The organism is Streptomyces nymphaeiformis (assembly GCF_014203895.1).
Taxonomy (GTDB): domain Bacteria; phylum Actinomycetota; class Actinomycetes; order Streptomycetales; family Streptomycetaceae; genus Streptomyces; species Streptomyces nymphaeiformis.
Genome location: NZ_JACHJY010000009.1, coordinates 38392 through 57325 on the forward strand (window position 1 = coordinate 38392; position 18934 = coordinate 57325).

At 73.2% G+C, this 18934-nt stretch carries 16 protein-coding genes; 10 read left to right on the forward strand and 6 right to left on the reverse strand.

The window, feature by feature from the left end; all coding sequences use genetic code 11:
- Nucleotides 1-119: 119 nt before the first annotated feature.
- Nucleotides 120-3890 carry a S8 family peptidase gene (locus GGE06_RS28715; protein WP_184932163.1) on the reverse strand — a complete coding sequence of 1257 codons (3771 nt, stop codon included), beginning with the start codon at nucleotides 3888-3890 and terminating at the stop codon, nucleotides 120-122.
- A gap of 232 nt (nucleotides 3891-4122) precedes the next feature.
- Between GGE06_RS28715 and GGE06_RS28720 the strand changes: the two genes are divergently transcribed.
- The 4 genes from GGE06_RS28720 to GGE06_RS28735 all read left to right on the forward strand — a co-directional run bounded on the left by GGE06_RS28720 (nucleotide 4123) and on the right by GGE06_RS28735 (nucleotide 6595).
- Nucleotides 4123-5106, forward strand: a complete 984-nt coding sequence (locus tag GGE06_RS28720; RefSeq protein ID WP_116158225.1) for a helix-turn-helix transcriptional regulator — start codon at nucleotides 4123-4125, stop codon at nucleotides 5104-5106.
- A gap of 69 nt (nucleotides 5107-5175) precedes the next feature.
- Nucleotides 5176-5610, forward strand: coding sequence for a hypothetical protein (locus GGE06_RS28725; protein ID WP_184932164.1), 435 nt, complete (start codon nucleotides 5176-5178; stop codon nucleotides 5608-5610).
- Nucleotides 5611-5679: 69 nt separating this feature from the next.
- A complete protein-coding gene (locus GGE06_RS28730) occupies nucleotides 5680-6162 on the forward strand; it encodes a DUF456 domain-containing protein (protein WP_116158227.1) in 483 nt (160 codons plus the stop codon).
- A 52-nt stretch (nucleotides 6163-6214) separates the two neighbouring features.
- The gene (locus tag GGE06_RS28735) at nucleotides 6215-6595 is read left to right on the forward strand and encodes a PPOX class F420-dependent oxidoreductase (protein WP_116158228.1); all 381 of its coding nucleotides are present in this window, start codon (nucleotides 6215-6217) and stop codon (nucleotides 6593-6595) included.
- On the opposite strand, the gene GGE06_RS28740 is transcribed toward GGE06_RS28735, so the two are convergent.
- Together GGE06_RS28740 and rsgA are read right to left on the reverse strand one after the other, a co-directional pair.
- A complete protein-coding gene (locus tag GGE06_RS28740; RefSeq protein ID WP_184932165.1) occupies nucleotides 6592-7944 on the reverse strand; it encodes a DNA-3-methyladenine glycosylase 2 family protein in 1353 nt (450 codons plus the stop codon). The two genes, GGE06_RS28735 and GGE06_RS28740, sit on opposite strands and share 4 nt — an antisense overlap.
- Nucleotides 7945-8020: 76 nt before the next feature.
- The gene (gene rsgA, locus GGE06_RS28745) at nucleotides 8021-9133 is read right to left on the reverse strand and encodes a ribosome small subunit-dependent GTPase A (protein ID WP_184932166.1); all 1113 of its coding nucleotides are present in this window, start codon (nucleotides 9131-9133) and stop codon (nucleotides 8021-8023) included.
- A gap of 321 nt (nucleotides 9134-9454) precedes the next feature.
- Here rsgA and GGE06_RS28750 point away from each other — a divergent pair, with 321 nt between their 5' ends.
- Entirely contained in the window at nucleotides 9455-9883 is a 429-nt protein-coding gene (locus GGE06_RS28750) for a VOC family protein (protein WP_184932167.1), read from the forward strand.
- Here the strand turns inward: GGE06_RS28750 and GGE06_RS28755 are convergent.
- Nucleotides 9817-10554, reverse strand: a complete 738-nt coding sequence (locus GGE06_RS28755) for a helix-turn-helix domain-containing protein (protein WP_184932168.1) — start codon at nucleotides 10552-10554, stop codon at nucleotides 9817-9819. The two genes, GGE06_RS28750 and GGE06_RS28755, sit on opposite strands and share 67 nt — an antisense overlap.
- A gap of 65 nt (nucleotides 10555-10619) precedes the next feature.
- The gene (locus GGE06_RS28760; RefSeq protein WP_116158232.1) at nucleotides 10620-11744 is read right to left on the reverse strand and encodes a YihY/virulence factor BrkB family protein; all 1125 of its coding nucleotides are present in this window, start codon (nucleotides 11742-11744) and stop codon (nucleotides 10620-10622) included.
- 17 nt (nucleotides 11745-11761) lie between these two features.
- Here GGE06_RS28760 and GGE06_RS28765 point away from each other — a divergent pair, with 17 nt between their 5' ends.
- Both GGE06_RS28765 and GGE06_RS28770 read left to right on the forward strand, forming a co-directional pair.
- A complete protein-coding gene (locus GGE06_RS28765; RefSeq protein ID WP_184932169.1) occupies nucleotides 11762-13399 on the forward strand; it encodes an acyl-CoA dehydrogenase family protein in 1638 nt (545 codons plus the stop codon).
- A 286-nt stretch (nucleotides 13400-13685) separates the two neighbouring features.
- Entirely contained in the window at nucleotides 13686-14999 is a 1314-nt protein-coding gene (locus GGE06_RS28770; RefSeq protein ID WP_116158234.1) for a helix-turn-helix domain-containing protein, read from the forward strand.
- Here GGE06_RS28770 and GGE06_RS28775 read toward each other — a convergent pair.
- Entirely contained in the window at nucleotides 14996-16030 is a 1035-nt protein-coding gene (locus GGE06_RS28775) for a hypothetical protein (RefSeq protein ID WP_184932170.1), read from the reverse strand. The two genes, GGE06_RS28770 and GGE06_RS28775, sit on opposite strands and share 4 nt — an antisense overlap.
- Nucleotides 16031-16237: 207 nt before the next feature.
- Here GGE06_RS28775 and GGE06_RS28780 point away from each other — a divergent pair, with 207 nt between their 5' ends.
- The 3 genes from GGE06_RS28780 to GGE06_RS28785 all read left to right on the forward strand — a co-directional run bounded on the left by GGE06_RS28780 (nucleotide 16238) and on the right by GGE06_RS28785 (nucleotide 18892).
- Complete coding sequence (locus GGE06_RS28780; RefSeq protein WP_116158236.1) at nucleotides 16238-16807, forward strand: GNAT family N-acetyltransferase; 570 nt, start codon at nucleotides 16238-16240, stop codon at nucleotides 16805-16807.
- Nucleotides 16808-16974: 167 nt separating this feature from the next.
- Nucleotides 16975-17058, forward strand: coding sequence for a putative leader peptide (locus GGE06_RS44120; protein ID WP_351188065.1), 84 nt, complete (start codon nucleotides 16975-16977; stop codon nucleotides 17056-17058).
- A gap of 136 nt (nucleotides 17059-17194) precedes the next feature.
- Nucleotides 17195-18892 (forward strand): nitrite/sulfite reductase, encoded by a 1698-nt coding sequence (locus GGE06_RS28785; RefSeq protein WP_184932171.1) that lies wholly within the window; start codon nucleotides 17195-17197, stop codon nucleotides 18890-18892.
- The last annotated feature ends 42 nt before the right edge of the window (nucleotides 18893-18934 follow it).

Here is an 18934-nt window from a genome sequence, read left to right on the forward strand (position 1 = left end):
TTATTGTCCACCGCTCACGGCCTGTGAAAACGGGACACCAGGAAAACCGTTGCTGCAAATGGGTGGTCCGCCGGGCGACCCCACCCCCCACGGGAAGGACGCCCGGCGGACCGGCGTGATCAGCGCACGTCGTAAGCGCGGACCACGGTCTGGGTGACGGAGTTGCCGTTGGCGTCCGTCAGTTCGGTCTTCAGGGTGACCTGCTTGCCGGTCGCGCCCGCGTGGTTCACGGTCGCGGTCCAGCCGTCGCCCTGCTGGGAGACCCGCGCTTCGGTCCAGGTCGTACCCCCGTCGTAGGAGTACGAGAGCTTCGCCGAGGTGAGCGCCGCGGGGGTGTAGCCCGCGTGACCCGTCGCGGTGAGGCCGATGTGCTGGCCGTCGGTCGCGGCGAGGGTCTTGAGTCCGTCCTCCGGAAGGTCGTACCGGGGGAAGAGAATCGGGATGCCCTGAGAATAGACGCTCTCATCGGGCTTGGAGGTGAATTTCCACACCGAGTTGACGGAGGTGGAGCGCGCCCAGACCCGGCTGCCGATCTTCATGGTGTTCTGTTCGAGCGTGTACGTCCCGGCTTCGGCCGGTACCTCGAAGACGCCGAACGGCCAGCCGCTGCTGCCGAGGACCTCACCGTCACGGCTGAGGCTGATGTTGCCGATGTCGCCGAAGGAACCAGCCACGGCGTAGTGGCTCCTGTCGCCCCACATGGCGTTGGCGAAGCCGATCAGGTTGCCTTGCCGCTCGGCGACGAGGACCGGCTTCCCTGCGTCGTCACGCGGGGCGGTGGGGGCGAGGACGCCGTCGTACCAGTTCTCGGTGCGCCGCTCGCCGGGCGTGAACGCGTGCGGGGTGCCGACCATGATCTCGCCGAAGGGGAAGCTGCTCCCGGTCATCGGCTCCCACACCGTCTCCCCGGCCGAGTAGTACTCGGTGCGGGTGCCGGGCGCGGGGACCGCCTCCAGGGAGCCGAAGCCGACGCGGACGCCGTCGGGGCGGCGGGCGGCCGGGAAGTCGACGAAGTCGGTGGCGATGCCGGCCGAGCCGTAGGTGGAGTCCGTCCGGCCGAGCTGGGCGTCGTGGACCCGGTAGGCCCGGTCGTCGCGGATGGCGCCCGTCTCGGGGAAGGCGAGGTTGTAGAGGTACGGGCTCTTCGCGGTGGCGTTCCAGGCGAGGGTGACCTCGCCGGCCGCCAGCTTGCCGAGGAGCGCGGTCGCCTCCGTGGACGGGACCGAGAGGACGGGCAGACCGTTGCCGGAGAAGCCGCCCGCCGGGTACCAGCGGCCGGGGGCCGAGCGGTACGTGACGACGGCGACGGCGCCGGCGGTCTTGGCGTTCCGGGCGAGGGTGCTCACGGCGGTGGAGTCGTCCGGGAGGCGGACGAGGGCGATGCGGCCCTGGGCCCCGGCGGCCTTGAGCTCGGCGGGCGTGCCCGTACCGGCGTCGACGAGGCCGGCGGAGCCGGTGCCGTCGAGGTTGTCGGAGCCGAGGGAGCCGGTGAGGGGGTGGAGGGTCAGGCCGTCGCCGGTGCGCAGCGAGGTGATCTGCGGGGCGGCGGCGCGCCAGTAGCTGCCGAACTCGAAGTCGCCCTCGTCGGCGGTGTCTTCGACCGAGGCGTAGTAGCCGCGGATGGTGCGCGGGCCGGAGGCGGTTCCGGCGTGCAGCCAGAAGTCGTCCCAGGAGCGGGCGAACGCGAGGGTGGCGCCGCGGAGTTCGGTGGTCTGGTCGGCCTTCACGGACAGCCGGTGGGCCTTGCGGGCGTCGAGGACGACCGTGGTGTCCTTCTTCAGTTCGACCTGCGGGCGGCCGAGGTAGCTGAGCGAGTCGTTCAGCGTGGCGCCCTCGCCCGCGTCGGGCGTGGTGACGAAGGAGGAGAGGAAGTAGCTGCCGGGGCGCAGGCGGTAGACCTGGTCGGCGGCCCCTTCGTTGAAGCGGCGCTCGCCGCCGGCGGTGTCGGTGCCGATGACGTCGAGGGAGGAGGCGCCGGAGGCGGGCTTGCCCTGACGGTCGATCAGCTTGACGCGCAGGGTGACGGTCTCGGGCTCCACGTACAGCGAGAACGGGGTGGAGACGTGGATGCCGCCCTGGCCGGTGGCGACGACGCGGCCGGTGACGTCGCCGTACTGGGCGCGCTCCAGGCGGGCGTCGGGGTCGAGGGCGAGCGGGACCCGGACGGTGGCGCCTGCGGGGACGGTGACGGTGCGCTCGCCGAGGCGGGCGACCGGGGACTTGACGGCGGAGCCGTCGTTGCCGGTGACCTTCTCGACGGCGAGGTCGAGGGTGACGGGCGCGTCGGAGGTGTTGGTGTACGGCACGGAGACCGTGGTGCGGTCGGTCTTGTCCTGCGGCCAGCTGAAGGTGCCGCCCTGGACGGCGGGGGTGCTCAGGACCGTCTGGTCGATGGCGGCCTTGACGTCGAGGCGGCCGCCGCCGACCTCGCGGACGTCGCCGGGGACGGAGCTGTCGGCGGAGGCGACGAGCGCGGACTTGATCTGCTGGGCGGTCCAGTCGGGGTGGCGCTGCTTGACGATGGCGGCGGCGCCCGCGACGTGCGGGGTGGCCATCGACGTACCGGACATGGACTGGTAGGCGTACACGCCCCGGCCGCCGGCCGCGGCGGCGGAGATGCCGACGCCGGGCGCGGCTATCTCGGGCTTGAGGGTGTGGTTCACGATCGTCGGGCCGCGGCTGGAGAACCAGGCGGTGGAGTCGTCGCGGTCGGTGGCGCCGACGGTGAGCACGCTGGGCGCGCAGCCGGGCGAGGAGACCGTGTTGTGCGACGGGCCCGAGTTTCCGGCGGCGATGACGAACAACGTGCCCTTGTTCCGGGCGAGTTCCTCGGCCGCGGCGCTCATCGGGTCGGTGCAGTCGGTGGGGACGGAGCTGCCGAGGCTCATGGAGACGACGTCGGCGCCCTGCGCGACGGCCCACTCCATGCCGGCGATGATCCAGGAGGCGGCGCCGGAGCCGGAGTCGTTGAGGACCTTGCCGTTGAGGAGGTCCGCGCCGGGAGCGACACCCTTCTTCTTCCCGTCGCTCGCGGCGCCGGAGCCGCCGACGGTGGAGATGGTGTGGGTGCCGTGGCCCTGGTGGTCGCCGGTGGTGTCGGAGTCGGTGAAGTTCTCCGAGGCGACGATGCGGCCCTTGAGGTCGGGGTGCTCGGCGTCGGCGCCGGTGTCGAGGACGGCGACCTTGGTGCCCTTGCCGTCGTAGCCGGCGGCCCAGGCCTCGGGGGCGTGGATCTGCTTCGTCGACCGCTCCAGGGTGGCCGAGACCTTGCGGTCGAGCCAGAGCTTCTTCAGGCCGGAGGAGGCGGAGCGGGCGGCCGGGGCGCTGACCTCCGACCAGAAGGTGGCGGCCTGCTTCTTCTCCGCCTTGAGGGCGACGCCGTCGACGGCCTTGAGGACCTGCCCGCGCTTCGCGCCGCGCGGGGCGGCGGGGACGGAGCGGGCGACGTCGGAGCCGTAGACGGCGATGAGGGGCAGCGTGGTGGTGGCGGAGTCGTCGTAGCCCTGGCGGATCAGGCCGGTGACGTTGAAGAGTTCCTCGTCGACGCGTCCGGCGGCGAGCGCGGCGGTGGCGCCCTCGGGGTAGACGTAGAGGTCCTGGCCGGAGCGGCGGGTCTGGACCAGCGGGACGGTCCCGTCCTCGCCGGGCAGGGCCGTGGCCGCCGGGTTCCCCTCGGCGTCCCGGGTGACCAGGACGCGGTCGCCGGTGACCAGGGTCACCGTGGCGCTCTTCGTGCCGTGGCCGGCGCGGGCCGAGGCCTCGCTGCCGACCAGCGGTCGCTCGGCGGTCGTGTCGTCCTGCGGCTCTTCGGCCATGGACGGCGCGACCGCGGTGACAGCCAGGACGACGGCGGTCGCCGCTCCCAGGGCCGTACGCGAAAACGGACGCATCGCTCTCCCCATCTGAATCCGGAAAAAGGGCATAAGTCACCCCTCGCCGGAGGCTGTTGGTGCTGCGGTGGCGCCACATTGGCAGAGGTGAGGGCGGTACAGGGATGATGGGAGAGGCGGGAATACGCCGTGGCCGTTTCCCGCCAGGTCACCAACGGAACGAAAGCCTCCGGCGAACGTCCCCGGAAGATCCGGGGCGCCCGCCGGAGGTACGGCGAGGGGTGGGGCAGTCATGCTGGGAGCGATAGGACTCGACGAACGCCAGGAGTCCGCGTACCGCGCCCTGGTCGCGCTGGGCGCGGCCGAGGTCACCGATCTCGCGCACCGGCTCGCCCTGCCCGAGCAGGACACCGAGCGGGCGCTGCGCCGCCTGGAGTCGCAGGGGCTCGCCGCCCAGTCCTCGGCCCGCACCGGCCGCTGGGTCGCGGCGCCGCCCGGGGTCGCGCTCGGCGCGCTCCTCACCCAGCAGCGGCACGAGCTGGAGCAGGCCGAGCTGGCGGCCAAGCTGCTCGCCGAGGAGTACCGGGCGGAGGCGGCGGAGGCCGCCGTGCACGACCTGGTGGAGGTGGTGACCGGCGCGAGCGCGGTGACCCACCGCTTCCTCCAGCTCCAGCTGGGCGCGCAGGAGGAGGTCTGCGCCCTGGTGACGGGCAAGCCGATCGCGGTCTCCGGACTGGAGAACGACGCCGAGGAGCAGGCGGCCGGGCGCGGGGTCCGCTACCGGGTGGTGATCGAGCGCGAGGTGCTCAGCCTCCCGACGGGACTGCTCGAACTGTCCGCGGCGCTCAGCCGCGAGGAGAAGATCCGGATCGCCGACCGGGTCCCCACGAAGCTGGTCGTCGCCGACCGGTCCCTGGCCATGGTCCCGCTGACCGGCCGCGGCGCCGAGCCCGCGGCGCTCGTCGTGCACGCGAGCGGGCTCCTGGAGTCCCTGATGGGCCTCTTCGAGTCGGTGTGGCGGGAGGCGCTGCCGCTGCGGCTCGGGGCGGGCGCGCAGATCACCGAGGACGAGGCGCCGGGCCCGGACGTGATGGACCTGGAGATCCTGTCGCTGCTGCTCGCCGGGATGACGGACGCGAGCGTGGCCAAGCAGCTGGACCTGGGGCTGCGGACGGTGCAGCGGCGGGTGAAGGGGCTGATGGAGCTGACCGGGGTGACGACCCGTCTGCAGCTGGGCTGGCACGCGTACGAGAAGGGGTGGGTGGCCCGCGGCTGACTCCGGGGCGTATGGGAAGGTGAGCGGCCTGTTCCGCTTGCACCCTTGATCCTCTGGAGCTCAGCCCCCATGAACGGACGACGCCGTCGCGCCCTGCTGGCCACCGTGACCCCGATGCTGGAGCCCGGGGAGCGGATGGAGGTGACGTGCGTCGTCGGCCTGAGCACGGTCTCCGTCGGCCGGACCGCGGCCTTCGGCGTGGCGTCGGCCGTCCTCAGCGGTGGCTCGATGACCGCGATACCGACGCCGGTCCCGATGTACCTGGCGATGACCGACCGCCGGCTCTTCGTCTTCCGGGCGGATCCGGTGTTCGCGAAGCCGGTCGCGCACACCATGACGATCCCGCGCGCCGGCCTGTTCCGCTCGGCGATCAGGGAGCGGATCCTGAACTCCTCGATCGTCCTCTCCTCGCCGAAGACCGAGTTCGCCCTGAAGCTCGTCTTCCCGCTGATCAGCCGCAAGGAACGGAACCTCGTGGTCGCCGCCCTGCCCCTGGCGGACTGACCCCCGCCCCGTACCCCGTCCGCCCGCCGCGACCTGCGAGAACCCGCGCCGTACTGCACCCTGGGCAGCGTGGGTGTGTGGCAGCTCCTGATGATCGCGACGGTGATGCTGCTCGGCCTGTTCGGGGTGCTGACGCCCGGCGTGCCGGGGACGTGGCTGGTGTGGGCCGCGATGCTCTGGTGGTCGCTGCACGAGCGCACGGACCTGGCCTGGATCCTGCTCGCCGCCTCGACCGGGCTGCTGCTCCTCACCCAGGTGATCGTCTGGCAGCTGCCGCCGCGCCGCTTCCGGGGCGTCGGCATCACCCGGCGCATGGTGGCGTACGCGGGGGTGGGCGCCGTCCTGGGCTTCGTCCTGATCCCGGTGGTCGGCGCGATCCCCGGCTTCGTCGGGGGGATCTACCTCTCGGAGCGACTCCGCCTCGGCGGCCACGGCCAGGCCAGGGCGGCGACCCGCACGGTGATGCGGGCGGCGGGCACGAGCGTGCTCGTCGAGCTCTTCGCCTGCCTGCTGATCGTGGGCGCCTGGGCGGGGGCGGTGCTCTGGGGCTGAGCCCGGGTCCGGGGCCGGTCCGCCGGGGGCCGGGCCGCGCGATCCTGGACTCATGAGGGATTTCGAAGGCTTCAGCGAGGCCGAGCGCGCCTACCTCACGGAGGGCCGGAAGCTCGCCCGGATGGCGACCGTGGACCCGTCCGGGCAGCCGCAGGCCAATCCGGTGGGCTTCTTCCCGCAGGAGGACGGCACCGTCCTGGTGGGCGGGCTCCGCATGGGCGCGACGAAGAAGTGGCGCAACCTGCAGCAGAACCCGAAGGTGGCGCTGGTCGTCGACGACCTCGCGAGCGTCCGCCCCTGGCGGGTGCGGGGCGTCGAGATCCGCGGCGAGGCGGAACTCCTCGTGGGCCCGCACGGCCTGGGCCCGCATTTCAGCGAGGAGGTCATCCGGATCCATCCGCGGCGGATCCACAGCTGGGGCCTGGAGGCCTAGCCCGTCCGAGGAGCCGAACCCAGGTAGCGCGCCGCGTAGGAGCCCCAGGGCCGCCACACCTCCGCCTCCGGGGCGCCCTCCGGGGCCACGTCGGGGTCGCCGAGGGCCCGCATCCGGATGAGCGCCGCGGCCTCGGGGGTCACGCCGGGGACGGCGAGCAGGGCGCGCTCGGCCTCGTCGCGGTCGGCCCCGGGGTCGAGGCGTACGGCTCCGTCGGCGAGGGCGCGGGCCAGCGGCCCGGCGACGGGGTGGTCCGTCAGGGTGGCGGGTTCGGGGAAGACGTGGGTGAGGCTTCCGCAGGCGGTGTCCAGCGGGGTGCCGCTGAGCTCGACGATCCGCGCCGACTCCTCGGCGCCGAGGACCGTCCGCAGCGCGAACTCCTCGGGCTCGGCCGTGCCCGGGGAGCGCACGCCCGGCCTCGCGGCCACCTCGGCGGCGAGCCCGGGGGCCGCCCCGAGCCGCTCGGCGACCGCGTACGGATCGGCGTCGAGGTCGAAGAGCCGGCGCAGCCGGTGCACGGCGGTGGTCAGGTCGCGCAGCTCGGTGAGGTGGATCCGGGCCTCGAGCCAGCGGCCGCCGGAGCGCTCGTCGACGGAGACGACGCCGGTGCCGTACGGGAGGCGGAGCGTGCGCCGGTAGGTGCGGGCGCCGGGGGCGCCGACGACCTCCTCGATCCGGGGCACGGCCTCGGCGGCGAGCAGGTCGAAGACCTCGCCGGCCGCGTACGGTCCCCGGTGGGCGAGCCGCAGCGGCACTCCGGCGGCGAGCGCGGTTCGGGCCCCCGCCCCGCTGCCCGCCTCGGCGCGCAGGGCCGTGGGGGTGCGCGCGTACACGGCACGGATGGTCTCGTTGAACTGGCGGACGCTGGCGAATCCGGCCGCGAAGGCGATCTCGGTGACGGGCAGACCCGTGGTCTGGAGCAGCAGGCGTGCGGTGTGCGCCCGCTGGGCGCGGGCGAGCGCGACGGGCCCGGCGCCCAGCTCGGCGGTGAGCTGGCGCTGGACCTGCCGGGTGCTGTAGCCGAGCCGCCCGGCGAGGCCGGGCACGCCCTCGCGGTCGACGACGCCGTCGCCGATCATGCGCATGGCGCGTCCGACGACGTCGGCCCGGACGTTCCACTCGGCGGAGCCGGGCACGGCGTCGGGCCGGCAGCGGCGGCAGGCGCGGAAGCCGTGGCCCTGGGCGGCGGCGGCCGTCGGGTAGAAGGAGACGTTCTGCCGCTTGGGGGTGACGGCGGGGCAGCTGGGGCGGCAGTAGATCCCGGTGGTCCGGACGGCGAAGAAGAACTCTCCGTCGAACCGCGCGTCCCTGCTGCTGACCGCCTCGTAGCGGGTGTCGTCGTCCCTCATGGCTCCCAGTGTGCGGGAGGCGCCCCGCCCCGGCTCGCGGTTTTCGGACACCGCGGTCGGGGCGGGCGGACCGGCCCTAGCCGAGCCGGCCCTGGCGCTTGAACTCCATCTGGGCCTTGCCGCCCGCGCCCATGCGCTTCCACTCCTTGAGCATCTCGGAGCGCACCCGGGCGTCGGTCTTGGCCACGATCCGCCGGTTCTCGCGGATGAGCTTGCGGTAGCTCTCCAGGCGGCGCACGGGCAGCGAGCCGTCCTCGATCGCCGCCGTCACCGCGCAGCCGGGCTCGGACTCGTGGGCGCAGTCGTGGAAGCGGCAGTCCCCGGCCAGCTCCTCGATCTCCGAGAAGACCTGGCCGACGCCCGTCTCGGCGTCCCAGAGTCCGACGCCGCGCAGTCCGGGGGTGTCGATGAGGACTCCCCCGCCGGGCAGGACGAAGAGGTTGCGGGTGGTCGTCGTGTGGCGGCCCTTGCCGTCGACGTCGCGGGCGGCCCGGACGTCCATCACGTCCTCGCCGACGAGCGTGTTGGCGAGGGTCGACTTGCCGGCGCCGGAGACGCCGAGCAGCACGGTCGTGCCGCCCGCGATCGTGGCGGCGAGCACGTCGACGCCCTCTCCGGTGGCGGAGCTGACGGGCAGCACCTGCACGCCGGGTGCGACCGTCTCCACGTCCTCGACGAGGTACGAGAGCCCGACCGGGTCGGGCACGAGGTCGGCCTTGCTGAGGACGACGGTCGGCTGGGCGCCGGACTCCCAGGCCAGGGCGAGGAAGCGTTCGATCCGGCCGAGGTCGAGCTCGACGGCGAGCGAGACCGTGATGACGGCGTGGTCGACGTTGGCGGCGAGGATCTGCCCCTCGGACCGCTTGGAGGAGGTGGAGCGCGCGAAGGCCGTACGGCGTGGCAGGCACGCGCGCACGTAGCGCGGGTCGGCGCCCTCGGGGTCGACGGCGGCCCAGTCGCCGGTGCAGACGACCCGCAGCGGGTCGTGCGGGGTCACGAACGCCGTGTCGGCGCGGATGACCCCCTCGGCGGTGGCGACGTCGCACTGACCGCGGTCGACGCGGACGACGCGCCCCGGGATCAGTCCCTGGGCGGCGTGGGGCGCGAAGTCGGCGGCCCAGCCGGAGTCCCAGCCGTGGGCGTCGAGCAGCGAGGAGGAAGAGGACGGGGAGGAAAGCGGGAAAGACAAGGGGGACCCTTCACAGGGGCGGCCCCGGCACGGAACGACGGAAGAAGTGAGGTCAGCCGGTGGCCGCGGAGGTGGTGTGGATGAACATCCGCGTGTGGGCGAAGCCCTTCGTGACGACGACAGCCATCGGTCACACCTCCTGTGTCTTTCGCGATCTTGTACGGGATCCACCGTAGCCGGAGCGGTCCGGCGGGCGCCACGGGTTTTTTCCGGCCACGACGGGCCGGGTCGGGCGGGTCGGGTCGGGCCAGGTCGGGTCGAGTCAGGTGCGCGTCCGATTCGTACAAGACCGGCCGCGGGCGCCGTGCCTACGGTGCCGCCATGGACACAGCACCCGGAATCACTCCTCGCATCACCCCTCGCTTCGACCTCGTCGGCCTCGTCGTCTCGGACATGGCCGCCTCGCTCGCCTTCTACCGGCGCCTCGGCCTGGACATCCCGGCCGGGGCCGAGTCCGCCCCGCACGTGGAGGCGGCGCTGCCCGGCGGGCTGCGGATCGCCTGGGACACGGAGGACGTCGTCCGTTCCTTCGATCCCGGCTGGACCCGCCCGGCGGGTGGCAACCGGGTCGAGCTCGCCTTCCGGTGCGCCGAGTCCGCGGACGTGGACGCGGTGTACGAGGAGCTGGTCGCCGCCGGGTACCGGGGGCACCTGAAGCCCTGGGACGCCGTGTGGGGGCAGCGCTACGCCGTGGTCCTCGACCCGGACGGCAGCGGGGTCTCGCTCTTCGCCGACACCGAGGCCGTGTAGGCGCTCAGGGTCGTCCCCGCGAGCGCCCGGGTCTCCCGGGCCAGGTGGGCCTGGTCGGCGCAGCCGGCGCGCAGCGCGGCCTCGGCGTACGGCACCCCGGCCCGCACCAGGGCGAGCGCCCGCTGGAGGCGCAGGACGCGGGCGAGGGTCTTCGGGCCGTAGCCGAAGGCGTCCAGGGAGCGCCGGTGCAGCTGCCGGGCGCCGAGCCCGACCGCCTCGGCCGTCTCGGCGACCGGCCGGCCCGCCGCGAGGCGCGCCGCGACGGCACGGAGCAGCGGGTCGGGTCCCGGGGTCTCGGCGGCCCGGCGCAGGACGAGCTCCTCCAGGGCCGCGGCCGGGTCGGGGGCCTGGGTGATCCGCTCGCCGAGCCGGCGTGCGGCCGCCTCGCCCCACAGCGCGCCGAGGGCGACCCGCCGGTCGCGGAGTTCATGGGCGGGGACGCCGAGGAGACCGGGGGCGTCGCCGGGGGCGAAGCGGATGCCCGCGTACCGCGCGGCGAACTCTCCCGGAACGTACGCGCGCGTGTCGGGTCCGGCGACGAGGAGGCTGCCGTCGGCCCAGATCAGGTCCATGCAGCCGTCGGGCAGGACGGGCCGCTCCGCCGTGGGCCCGGTGGCGGTCCGGGTCCACAGCACGGCCCCGTCGAGCAGGGCGGGGCGCTCCTCGTACATCCTTCGAGCCTAGGGCCTGTCCGGCGGATCGGGGGCGGACGGCGCCCTGGGGCCGGGAAGGCGGGTCAGTCCTTCTCCCAGCCCGAGTGGAGGCGGGACTTCACGTCGTCCGGGGGGAGGAACTTGGACCAGCGCTCGGGGAACTCGGACGGCATGTCCGGGTCGTCCTCGTCGACGTCCTCCGCCTCGGCCCGCACCCGGGCGACGAGTTCGGCGGCCTGGACGGCGCGGGCCCGTTCGTTGGCCTCGCGGGCGGCGGCGGTGGCGACGGAGGGCCAGACGCGGTCGATGGCCGCGTTCACGGCGGCGCCGACGAGGACCGCGAAGGCCGAGACGCCGATCCAGAGGAGGACGGCGATGGGCGCGGCGAGCGAGCCGTAGATCGTCGGGCCCTCGACCTGGCTGGTCAGGTAGAGGCGCAGCAGGAAGCTGCCGAGGACCCACATGCCGAGCGCGACGAGGGCGCCGGGGATGTCCTCGATCCAGGGCGATCTGACGGGCACGGAGACGTGGTACAGCGTGGTGAGGAAGGCGATGGAGAGCAGGATGACGGCCGGCCAGTAGAGGACGGAGACGACCTCGGTGCCCCAGGGGACGAGTTCGACGACCCGGTCGGGTCCGACGACGGCCAGGGGCAGGACGACGGCTCCGATGAGCAGCGCCACGATGTAGAGGAGCAGGGCGAGGAGCCGGGTCTTGACGATGCCGCGGCGCCCGTCGAGTCCGTACATGACCGTGATGGTGTCGATGAAGACGTTCACCGCGCGCGAGCCGGACCAGAGGGCGATGGCGAAGCCGAGGGAGATCAGCTCGGGCCGTTTGCCCTGGGTGATGTCGTCGAGGAGGGGTTCGGCGATCTGGTGGACGCCCCGGTCGGAGAGGACCGTGCCGGCCGCGTGGAGGATGTTCTCCCGGATGCTGGCGACGGTGTCGGTGTTGGTCCAGTCGTCGGCGTAGCCGAGGACGGCGATCAGGCCGAGGAGGAGCGGTGGCAGGGACAGCAGGGTGAAGAACGCGGCCTCGGCGGCGAGGCCGAGGATCCGGTACTCGATGCACGAGTTGACGGTGTCCTTGAGGAGCAGCCAGGCCATCTTCCGCTTCGAGACGTTGCGGTAGAGGACGCGCGCGCGGTGGAGCCTGCTCCAGGGCCGCCGCTCGGGCCGTTCGGGTGTTTCTCTTGCTGCCTGCACCTGCTTACCGTATCGGCATGGCAGCGAGCACCCACACCGTGACCAACCAGGCTCCGCCCCTGGCGGGATACGACGTCTTCACGAGCGACCTGGCACTGGCGGAGGCGGTCGAGAGGCACCTCGCGCCGGAGCTCCTCGCGGAGGTCCGCGAGGAGCTGGGCCTGCTCGGCCGGGCGACCGGTTCGACGCAGGTGCGGGAGTGGGGGGAGCAGGCGAACGACGATCCGCCGCGGCTGCGGACCCATGACCGGTACGGGCGGCGGATCGACGAGGTGGAGTTCCATCCGGCCTGGCACCGGCTCCTGGGGCGGTCGGTGTCGGCCGGGCTCACGGACGCGTGGGGCCGTCCGGGTGGTCATGTGCGGCGGGCCGCCGGGTTCCTGGTGGCGTCGCAGGCGGAGGCCGGGCACGGCTGCCCGGTGTCGATGACGCACGCCGCGGTGCCCGCGCTGCGCGCCGAGCCGGAGCTCGCGGCGGTCTGGGAGCCGGCGGCGCTCTCGCACGTGTACGAGCGGGAGCTGCGTCCGGTCGCGGAGAAGCCGGGCGTGCTGCTCGGGATGGCGATGACGGAGAAGCAGGGCGGCAGCGACGTCCGGGCGAACATGACGGAGGCCCGGCCGCTCGCGGCCGACGGCGAGTACGTCCTGACGGGGCACAAGTGGTTCTGTTCGGCGCCGATGTCGGACGCGTTCCTGGTGCTCGCGCAGGCCCCGGCGGGGCTGACCTGCTTCCTGGTGCCCCGGGTGCTCGCGGACGGCTCGCGCAACGCGTTCGCCCTCCAGCGCCTCAAGGACAAGCTGGGCAACCGGTCGAACGCCTCCGCCGAGGTGGAGTTCGACGGGACGACCTGGGCGCACCGGGTCGGCGAGGAGGGGCGCGGGATCCGGACGATCATGGGCATGGTCGCGGCGACCCGGCTCGACTGCGTCCTCGGCTCGGCGGCGCTGATGCGGCAGGCGGTGGCGCAGGCCGTGCACCACGCCTCGTACCGCTCGGCCTTCGGCGGGCTGCTCGTCGACAAGCCGCTGATGCGGAACGTACTCGCCGACCTCGCCATCGAGTCCGAGGCGGCGACGGTCCTCGGCATGCGTCTCGCGGCGGCCTACGACGCCGGAACCCCGGAGGAGCTGGCGTTGCTGCGCATTGCGGTTCCCGCGGCCAAGTACTGGGTGACCAAGCGGTGCACGCCCCTCGTCGCGGAGGCCCTCGAATGCCTCGGCGGCAACGGGTACGTGGAGGAGTCGGGGATGCCCCGGCTGCTGCGGGAGTCGCCGCTCAACTCCCTCTGGGAGGGCTCGGGGAACGTGCAGGCGCTCGACGTGGTGCGGGCGCTGCGGACCGAGCCCGCCGCCCTGGACGCGCTGCTGCGGGAGGTGGGGGCCGCGCGGGGCGCCGACCACCGGCTCGACCGGGCGATCCGGGGGCTGCTCGTCGAACTGGCGGACCTGGAGGGGATCGAGGCGCGGGCCCGGCGGCTCACGGAACGGCTCGCGCTCGTGCTCCAGGGGGCGCTGCTCGTGCGGTGGGCTCCGCCGGAGGTGGCGGACGCGTTCTGCGCGGCGCGGCTCGGCGGGGACGGCGGCGCGGCGTTCGGGACGCTCCCGCACACGCTGGACCTGCGGGCGGTGGTGGAGCGGGCGCGCGCCGAGGTGTGAGGGGTCGTACGGGAGTGTGCCGCGCGTACCAGGGGTGGACCTGACGGGGTGTCGGTCAGGTCGGTACGCGCGGAAAAGCGGGGGTGGTGCTGCGCCGACACGGCACCACCCGCCGCTCGCACCACCCTCACGCAGGAGGCCGGTCGTTCGCCAGAGTTGCAAAGGGTTGCAGGATTACCCGAACCGGGCCTCGCCCGGCGGTCCCGGACGGCACGATGGGCACCGACACTCCGGACATCTGCCCCGTGCAGAACCGATACAGCACCCGGGTGGCTGGGAGAGACCGATGAAGAACACGCAGCTCGACATGAAGCGGCTCGCCGCCATGGACGCCGCCCAGGCCAGCCGGCTGCTGCACCGGGTGCGCGAGGAGACCCTCGCGGGCCGCACGCCCCCGATCGCGCCCCGCCCGGTGATCGACGCGTCCTGGCAGCGGATGGCCCGGCTCGGCCTCGACCCCGACCAGAGCACCAGCACCGTGCTGCTCCAGCGGGACGAGCTGGAGGAGCGGCGCAGGACCACGCTCCTCTCCGAGGTGATGCAGACGCTGAGCGGCGGCATCGCCGGCATCGCCGACGCCTCCCTGCAGATCATGGTGGTCACCGACGAGCACGGCCGGGTGCTGTGGCGCCAGGGGAACCTCGCCGTCCTGCGGCAGGCGAACGGCATCTGTCTGGAGGAGGGCGCGGCCTGGAGCGAGCACGCCACCGGGACGAACGCGGTGGGCACGGCCCTCGCCCTGGGCCGTGCGGTGCAGGTGCACTCCGCCGAGCACTATGTGCACACGCTGCACAACTGGACCTGCGCCGCGGCACCCGTGCACGATCCGCGCGACCAGCGGCTGCTCGGGATCCTGGACGTGTCCGGTCCCGCGTCCAGCTTCCATCCGGCGATGCTGGCCCTGGTCGGTTCGGTCGCGCAGCTCGCCGAGGCCGAGATGCGGGAGCGGCACCGCCGGTCGATCGAGCGGCTGCGGGCGGTGGCGGCGCCGATCCTGTGCCGGGTGGGCGGCCGGGCCGTCGCGGTGGACGACCACGGCTGGACGGCGGCGGTGACCGGGCTCGCGCCGGTGGACCGGATCCCGCTGCCGAAGTCGTTCCGGGTCGGCCGGGTCTGGCTGCCCTCGCTCGGGGTGTGCGCGGTGGAGCCGCTGCCGGGCGGCTGGCTGCTGCGCGTGGAGGAGGAGTCCCGGCCCGAGGAGCCGGGCTCCGAGGCGGCGGCGAGCCGGGTGGTCCTGGACCTGAGCCGGCCGCGCCGCTGGACGGTCGCCGTGTCCGGGGCGGCGGGCAGCTGGCAGCAGGAGCTCAGCCCCCGGCACGCCGAGCTCCTCTATGTACTGGCGCTGCACCGCGACGGCCGGACGGCGGCGGAGCTCGCGGACGACGTCTTCGGCGACCGTACGAGGACGGTGACCGTGCGGGCGGAGATGTCCCGGGTGCGGCGGAACCTGGCGGGGGTCCTGGCGCACCGTCCGTACCGCTTCCGGGAGGAGGTCGCGGTGGAGGTCCTGCGCCCGGAGCGCCCCGCGGACCTCCTGCCGCACTCCACCGCCCCCGCCGTCCGGGCCGGCCGCACCGCCGGGACCGTTCGGACGCCCTAGGAGGCGAGCTTCCGGAAGAGGGTGCGGATCGTGTCGGCGTCGGCGACGAGCGGGAGCGTGTCGAAGTACAGCTCCCACTCCCCCGCCGGGCCGAAGCGCTCGACGATCCCGAAGGGGATGCCGGTGCCCATGTCACCGGAGGCGGTGCCGTACCACTCGACGTAGGTCGTGGTCGTGCCCTCGGCGACCTGGCCGGCCTTGAGGTGGAGGTCGGCGGTGGCGAAGAGCCGCTCCAGACAGGCCCGCTTGCCGGCCTCGGTGGTGAGCGGGGTGTCGAGCCCCGGGCCGGAGAGGCGCGCTCCGGCGGTGCGGGCGAGCAGGGCGTCGACGTCCTCCGCGTTCCAGGCGGCGAGGCGGTCCGGGACCTCCTCGCCGCCGAGGACCCCGGGGGTTCCGGCGCCGGGCTCGCCGCTGTCGGCGATGCCCGCGAAGAGGGGGGCGGGGGCGTCCCCGGGCAGGGTGTCCTGGAAGAGAACGGCCCGGTCGTAGTAGCGGCGGGCCTGGAGGGTGCGGCCCTCGTCGCCGAGGACGTTCCGCGCGATCTGCGGATAGGCGATGGTGCGGCCCTTGAGGGTGACCTCGTTCCACTGCCCGAACATCACGGTGCTTCCGTCGGCGACGACGTCCGTGCCCCGGTAGGCGAGGCTCGGCGCGAGGGCGAGGGAGCCGGTGATGGAGGTGCCGATCGCGGTGCGCCCGCGCTGCGGCTCGCCGCCGGCCTCCCAGAGGGTGGCCTCCGGGTCGAAGATGTCGAGGTAGGCCCGGACCCGGGGGTGACCGAGGTCGCCGTACGCGGGCGGCGTCCCGGTCGGGAGCTCCCCGAAGGTGATCTGCCGCTGCATGAACGCGCAGGCGTTGGGGGTGATCCGTCCCTCCAGTCGGTCGACCTTCGCCCGCACCGTCGGGCAGTCGCTCCGGACGGCGTCCGTGACCCCGCGCGGCTGCGCCTGCGCCGTCGTCACGGTCACCGTCGCCGCCACGACCGCGGTCGCCATCGCGATGCCCACCAGACCACGCCGGCCCTTGCCCATGTTCGTGCCCTCTCGCCCGATCGCCGGGAGGCCGTTGCCGTCCCGGTGTGATCACCCTGCCGGGGGTGGGACGCGGCGGTCGATTACCTCGGAGGTCATGCGCGGCCGGGGAACGCACGGCGTCCAGGGGTGTCCGTATGCCGGACGTCTTGTCCGCCCGCACCGAACAGGGTGGGAATCCGGCGCTCCGCATGATGCGATGAGCCCATGAGCATCACTCTCACCACCTGGTCCCTCGAACAGACCTCGCCGTCCGACCTCCGGCCCGCCGCCCCGCCGGAGGGCGACGACGTGGTGATCCGGCGCGCCGAGGTGCCCTCGGCGGAGTTCAGCCGCTTCCTCTACACGGCGGTCGGCGGCGACATCCGCTGGTCCGACCGGCTGTCGCTGACGTACAAGCAGTGGCAGGAGATCGTGGAGAAGCCGGGCGCCGAGATCTGGGTGGCGTACGACAAGGGGACGCCGGCCGGGTACGTGGAGCTCGACCCGCAGGACGACGGTGTGGTGGAGATCGTCTACTTCGGCCTGATCCCGGCCTTCCGGGGGCGCCGGATCGGCGGCCACCTCCTCTCCTACGGGGCGGCGCGCGCCTGGGACCTGGCCGAGCGCTGGCCGGACCGCGAGCCCACGAAGCGCGTCTGGCTGCACACCTGCTCGCTCGACGGGCCGCACGCCATGGCCAACTACGAGCGGCGCGGCTTCCGGCTGTTCGACACCAAGGTGGAGGAGGCCGAGGAGTCGGAGACCCCGGGTCCCTGGCCGGGCGCGTACGCCTGAGCCGTACGCCCTGATCCGTACTCCTGATCCACACGCATCGCCAAAGGGGCCCTGAACAGGGCCCCTTTCGCGTGACCTGGAGCACACTGTCTCGACGTACGAGACGACTACGTCCGCATAGTGGACGATGCTGGACTGGGTCCAAAGTCCCGTGACACGCTTCCGTCATGTCTGGAACTGGAATTGCCTTGGTGAGTCGGCGGCACGTCGACCTCGGCCGCATGTCCAGCGCCATCTGTTCGGCGCGCTGAGAGAACCAGCACCGCCGCGATCTCCTGATAGCCCGACTCTGCCCCACCCTGCTGCGCACTGACGCGCCACCCTCTGACCTGAGCGCGAGTGTGCAGGTCAGAGCCGCCCTCTCGCAGTCCCGAAGGACAAAACGCCATGGCCGCCACCCCGGAAAACCCCACTCCCGCCGCCGCCCGCCGCAAGGCCGGGCGCCACCGTGGCGAGGGTCAGTGGGCGGTGGGGCACTTCACCCCCCTGAACGGCAATGAGCAGTTCAAGAAGGATGACGACGGTCTCAATGTGCGGACACGTATTGAGACGGTCTACTCGAAGCGCGGCTTCGACTCCATCGACCCCAACGACCTGCGCGGACGCATGCGCTGGTGGGGCCTCTACACCCAGCGCAAGCAGGGTCTGGACGGCACCAAGACGGGCGTGCTGGAGCCGGAGGAGCTGGACGACGAGTACTTCATGCTCCGGGTCCGCATCGACGGCGGCCGGCTGACCACCGAGCAGCTCCGGGTCATCGGCGAGATCTCCGAGGAGTTCGCCCGCGGCACGGCCGACATCACGGACCGCCAGAACGTCCAGTACCACTGGATCCGCATCGAGGACGTCCCCGAGATCTGGAACCGCCTGGAGGCGGTCGGCCTGTCGACCACCGAGGCCTGCGGTGACACCCCGCGCGTCATCCTCGGCTCCCCCGTGGCCGGCATCGCCGCCGACGAGATCATCGACGGCACCCCCGCCATCGACGAGATCCAGCGCCGCATCGTCGGCAACAAGGACTTCTCCAACCTGCCCCGCAAGTTCAAGTCCGCGGTCTCCGGCTCGCCGCTGCTCGACGTGGCGCACGAGATCAACGACATCGCCTTCGTCGGCGTGGAGCACCCGGAGCACGGCCCCGGCTTCGACGTGTGGGTCGGCGGCGGTCTGTCCACCAACCCCAAGCTCGGCGTCCGCCTCGGCACCTGGGTCTCCCTCGACGAGGTCCCCGACGTCTACGAGGGCGTCATCTCGATCTTCCGCGACTACGGCTACCGCCGGCTGCGCAACCGCGCCCGCCTGAAGTTCCTCGTCGCCGACTGGGGCCCGGAGAAGTTCCGCCAGGTCCTGGAGGACGAGTACCTCAAGCGGAAGCTGACGGACGGCCCCGCCCCGGAGCAGCCCGCCGGCCAGTGGCGCGACCACATGGGCGTGCACGAGCAGCAGGACGGCCGCTTCTACATCGGCTTCGCCCCGCGCGTGGGCCGGGTCGACGGCGCCACCCTGACCAAGATCGCCGACCTGGCCGAGCGGCACGGCTCCGGCCGGGTGCGGACCACGGCGGACCAGAAGATGCTGCTGCTCGACATCGAGCAGGACCAGGTCGACTCGGCGGTCGCCGCCCTGGAGTCGCTCGACCTGCGCGTGAACCCGACCCCGTTCCGGCGCGGCACGATGGCCTGCACCGGCATCGAGTTCTGCAAGCTCGCGATCGTCGAGACGAAGGGCCGCGGCTCCTCGCTCATCGACGAACTGGAGCGCCGCCTCCCGGAGTTCGACGAGCCGCTGACGATCAACATCAACGGCTGCCCGAACGCCTGCGCCCGCATCCAGGTCGCGGACATCGGCCTCAAGGGCCAGCTGGTCCTGGACGACGAGGGCAACCGCGTCGAGGGCTACCAGGTGCACCTGGGCGGCGCGCTCGGTCTCGAGGCCGGCTTCGGCCGCAAGGTCCGCGGCCTCAAGGTCACGGCGGCCGAGCTCCCGGACTACGTGGAGCGGGTCCTCACGCGCTTCCAGGCGGAGCGCGAGACCGGCGAGCGCTTCGCGACCTGGGCGGCCCGCGCCTCCGAGGAGGCGCTGTCGTGAGCGACGCATACGCGGCCGCCGGGCTGCTGCCGACGACGAAGC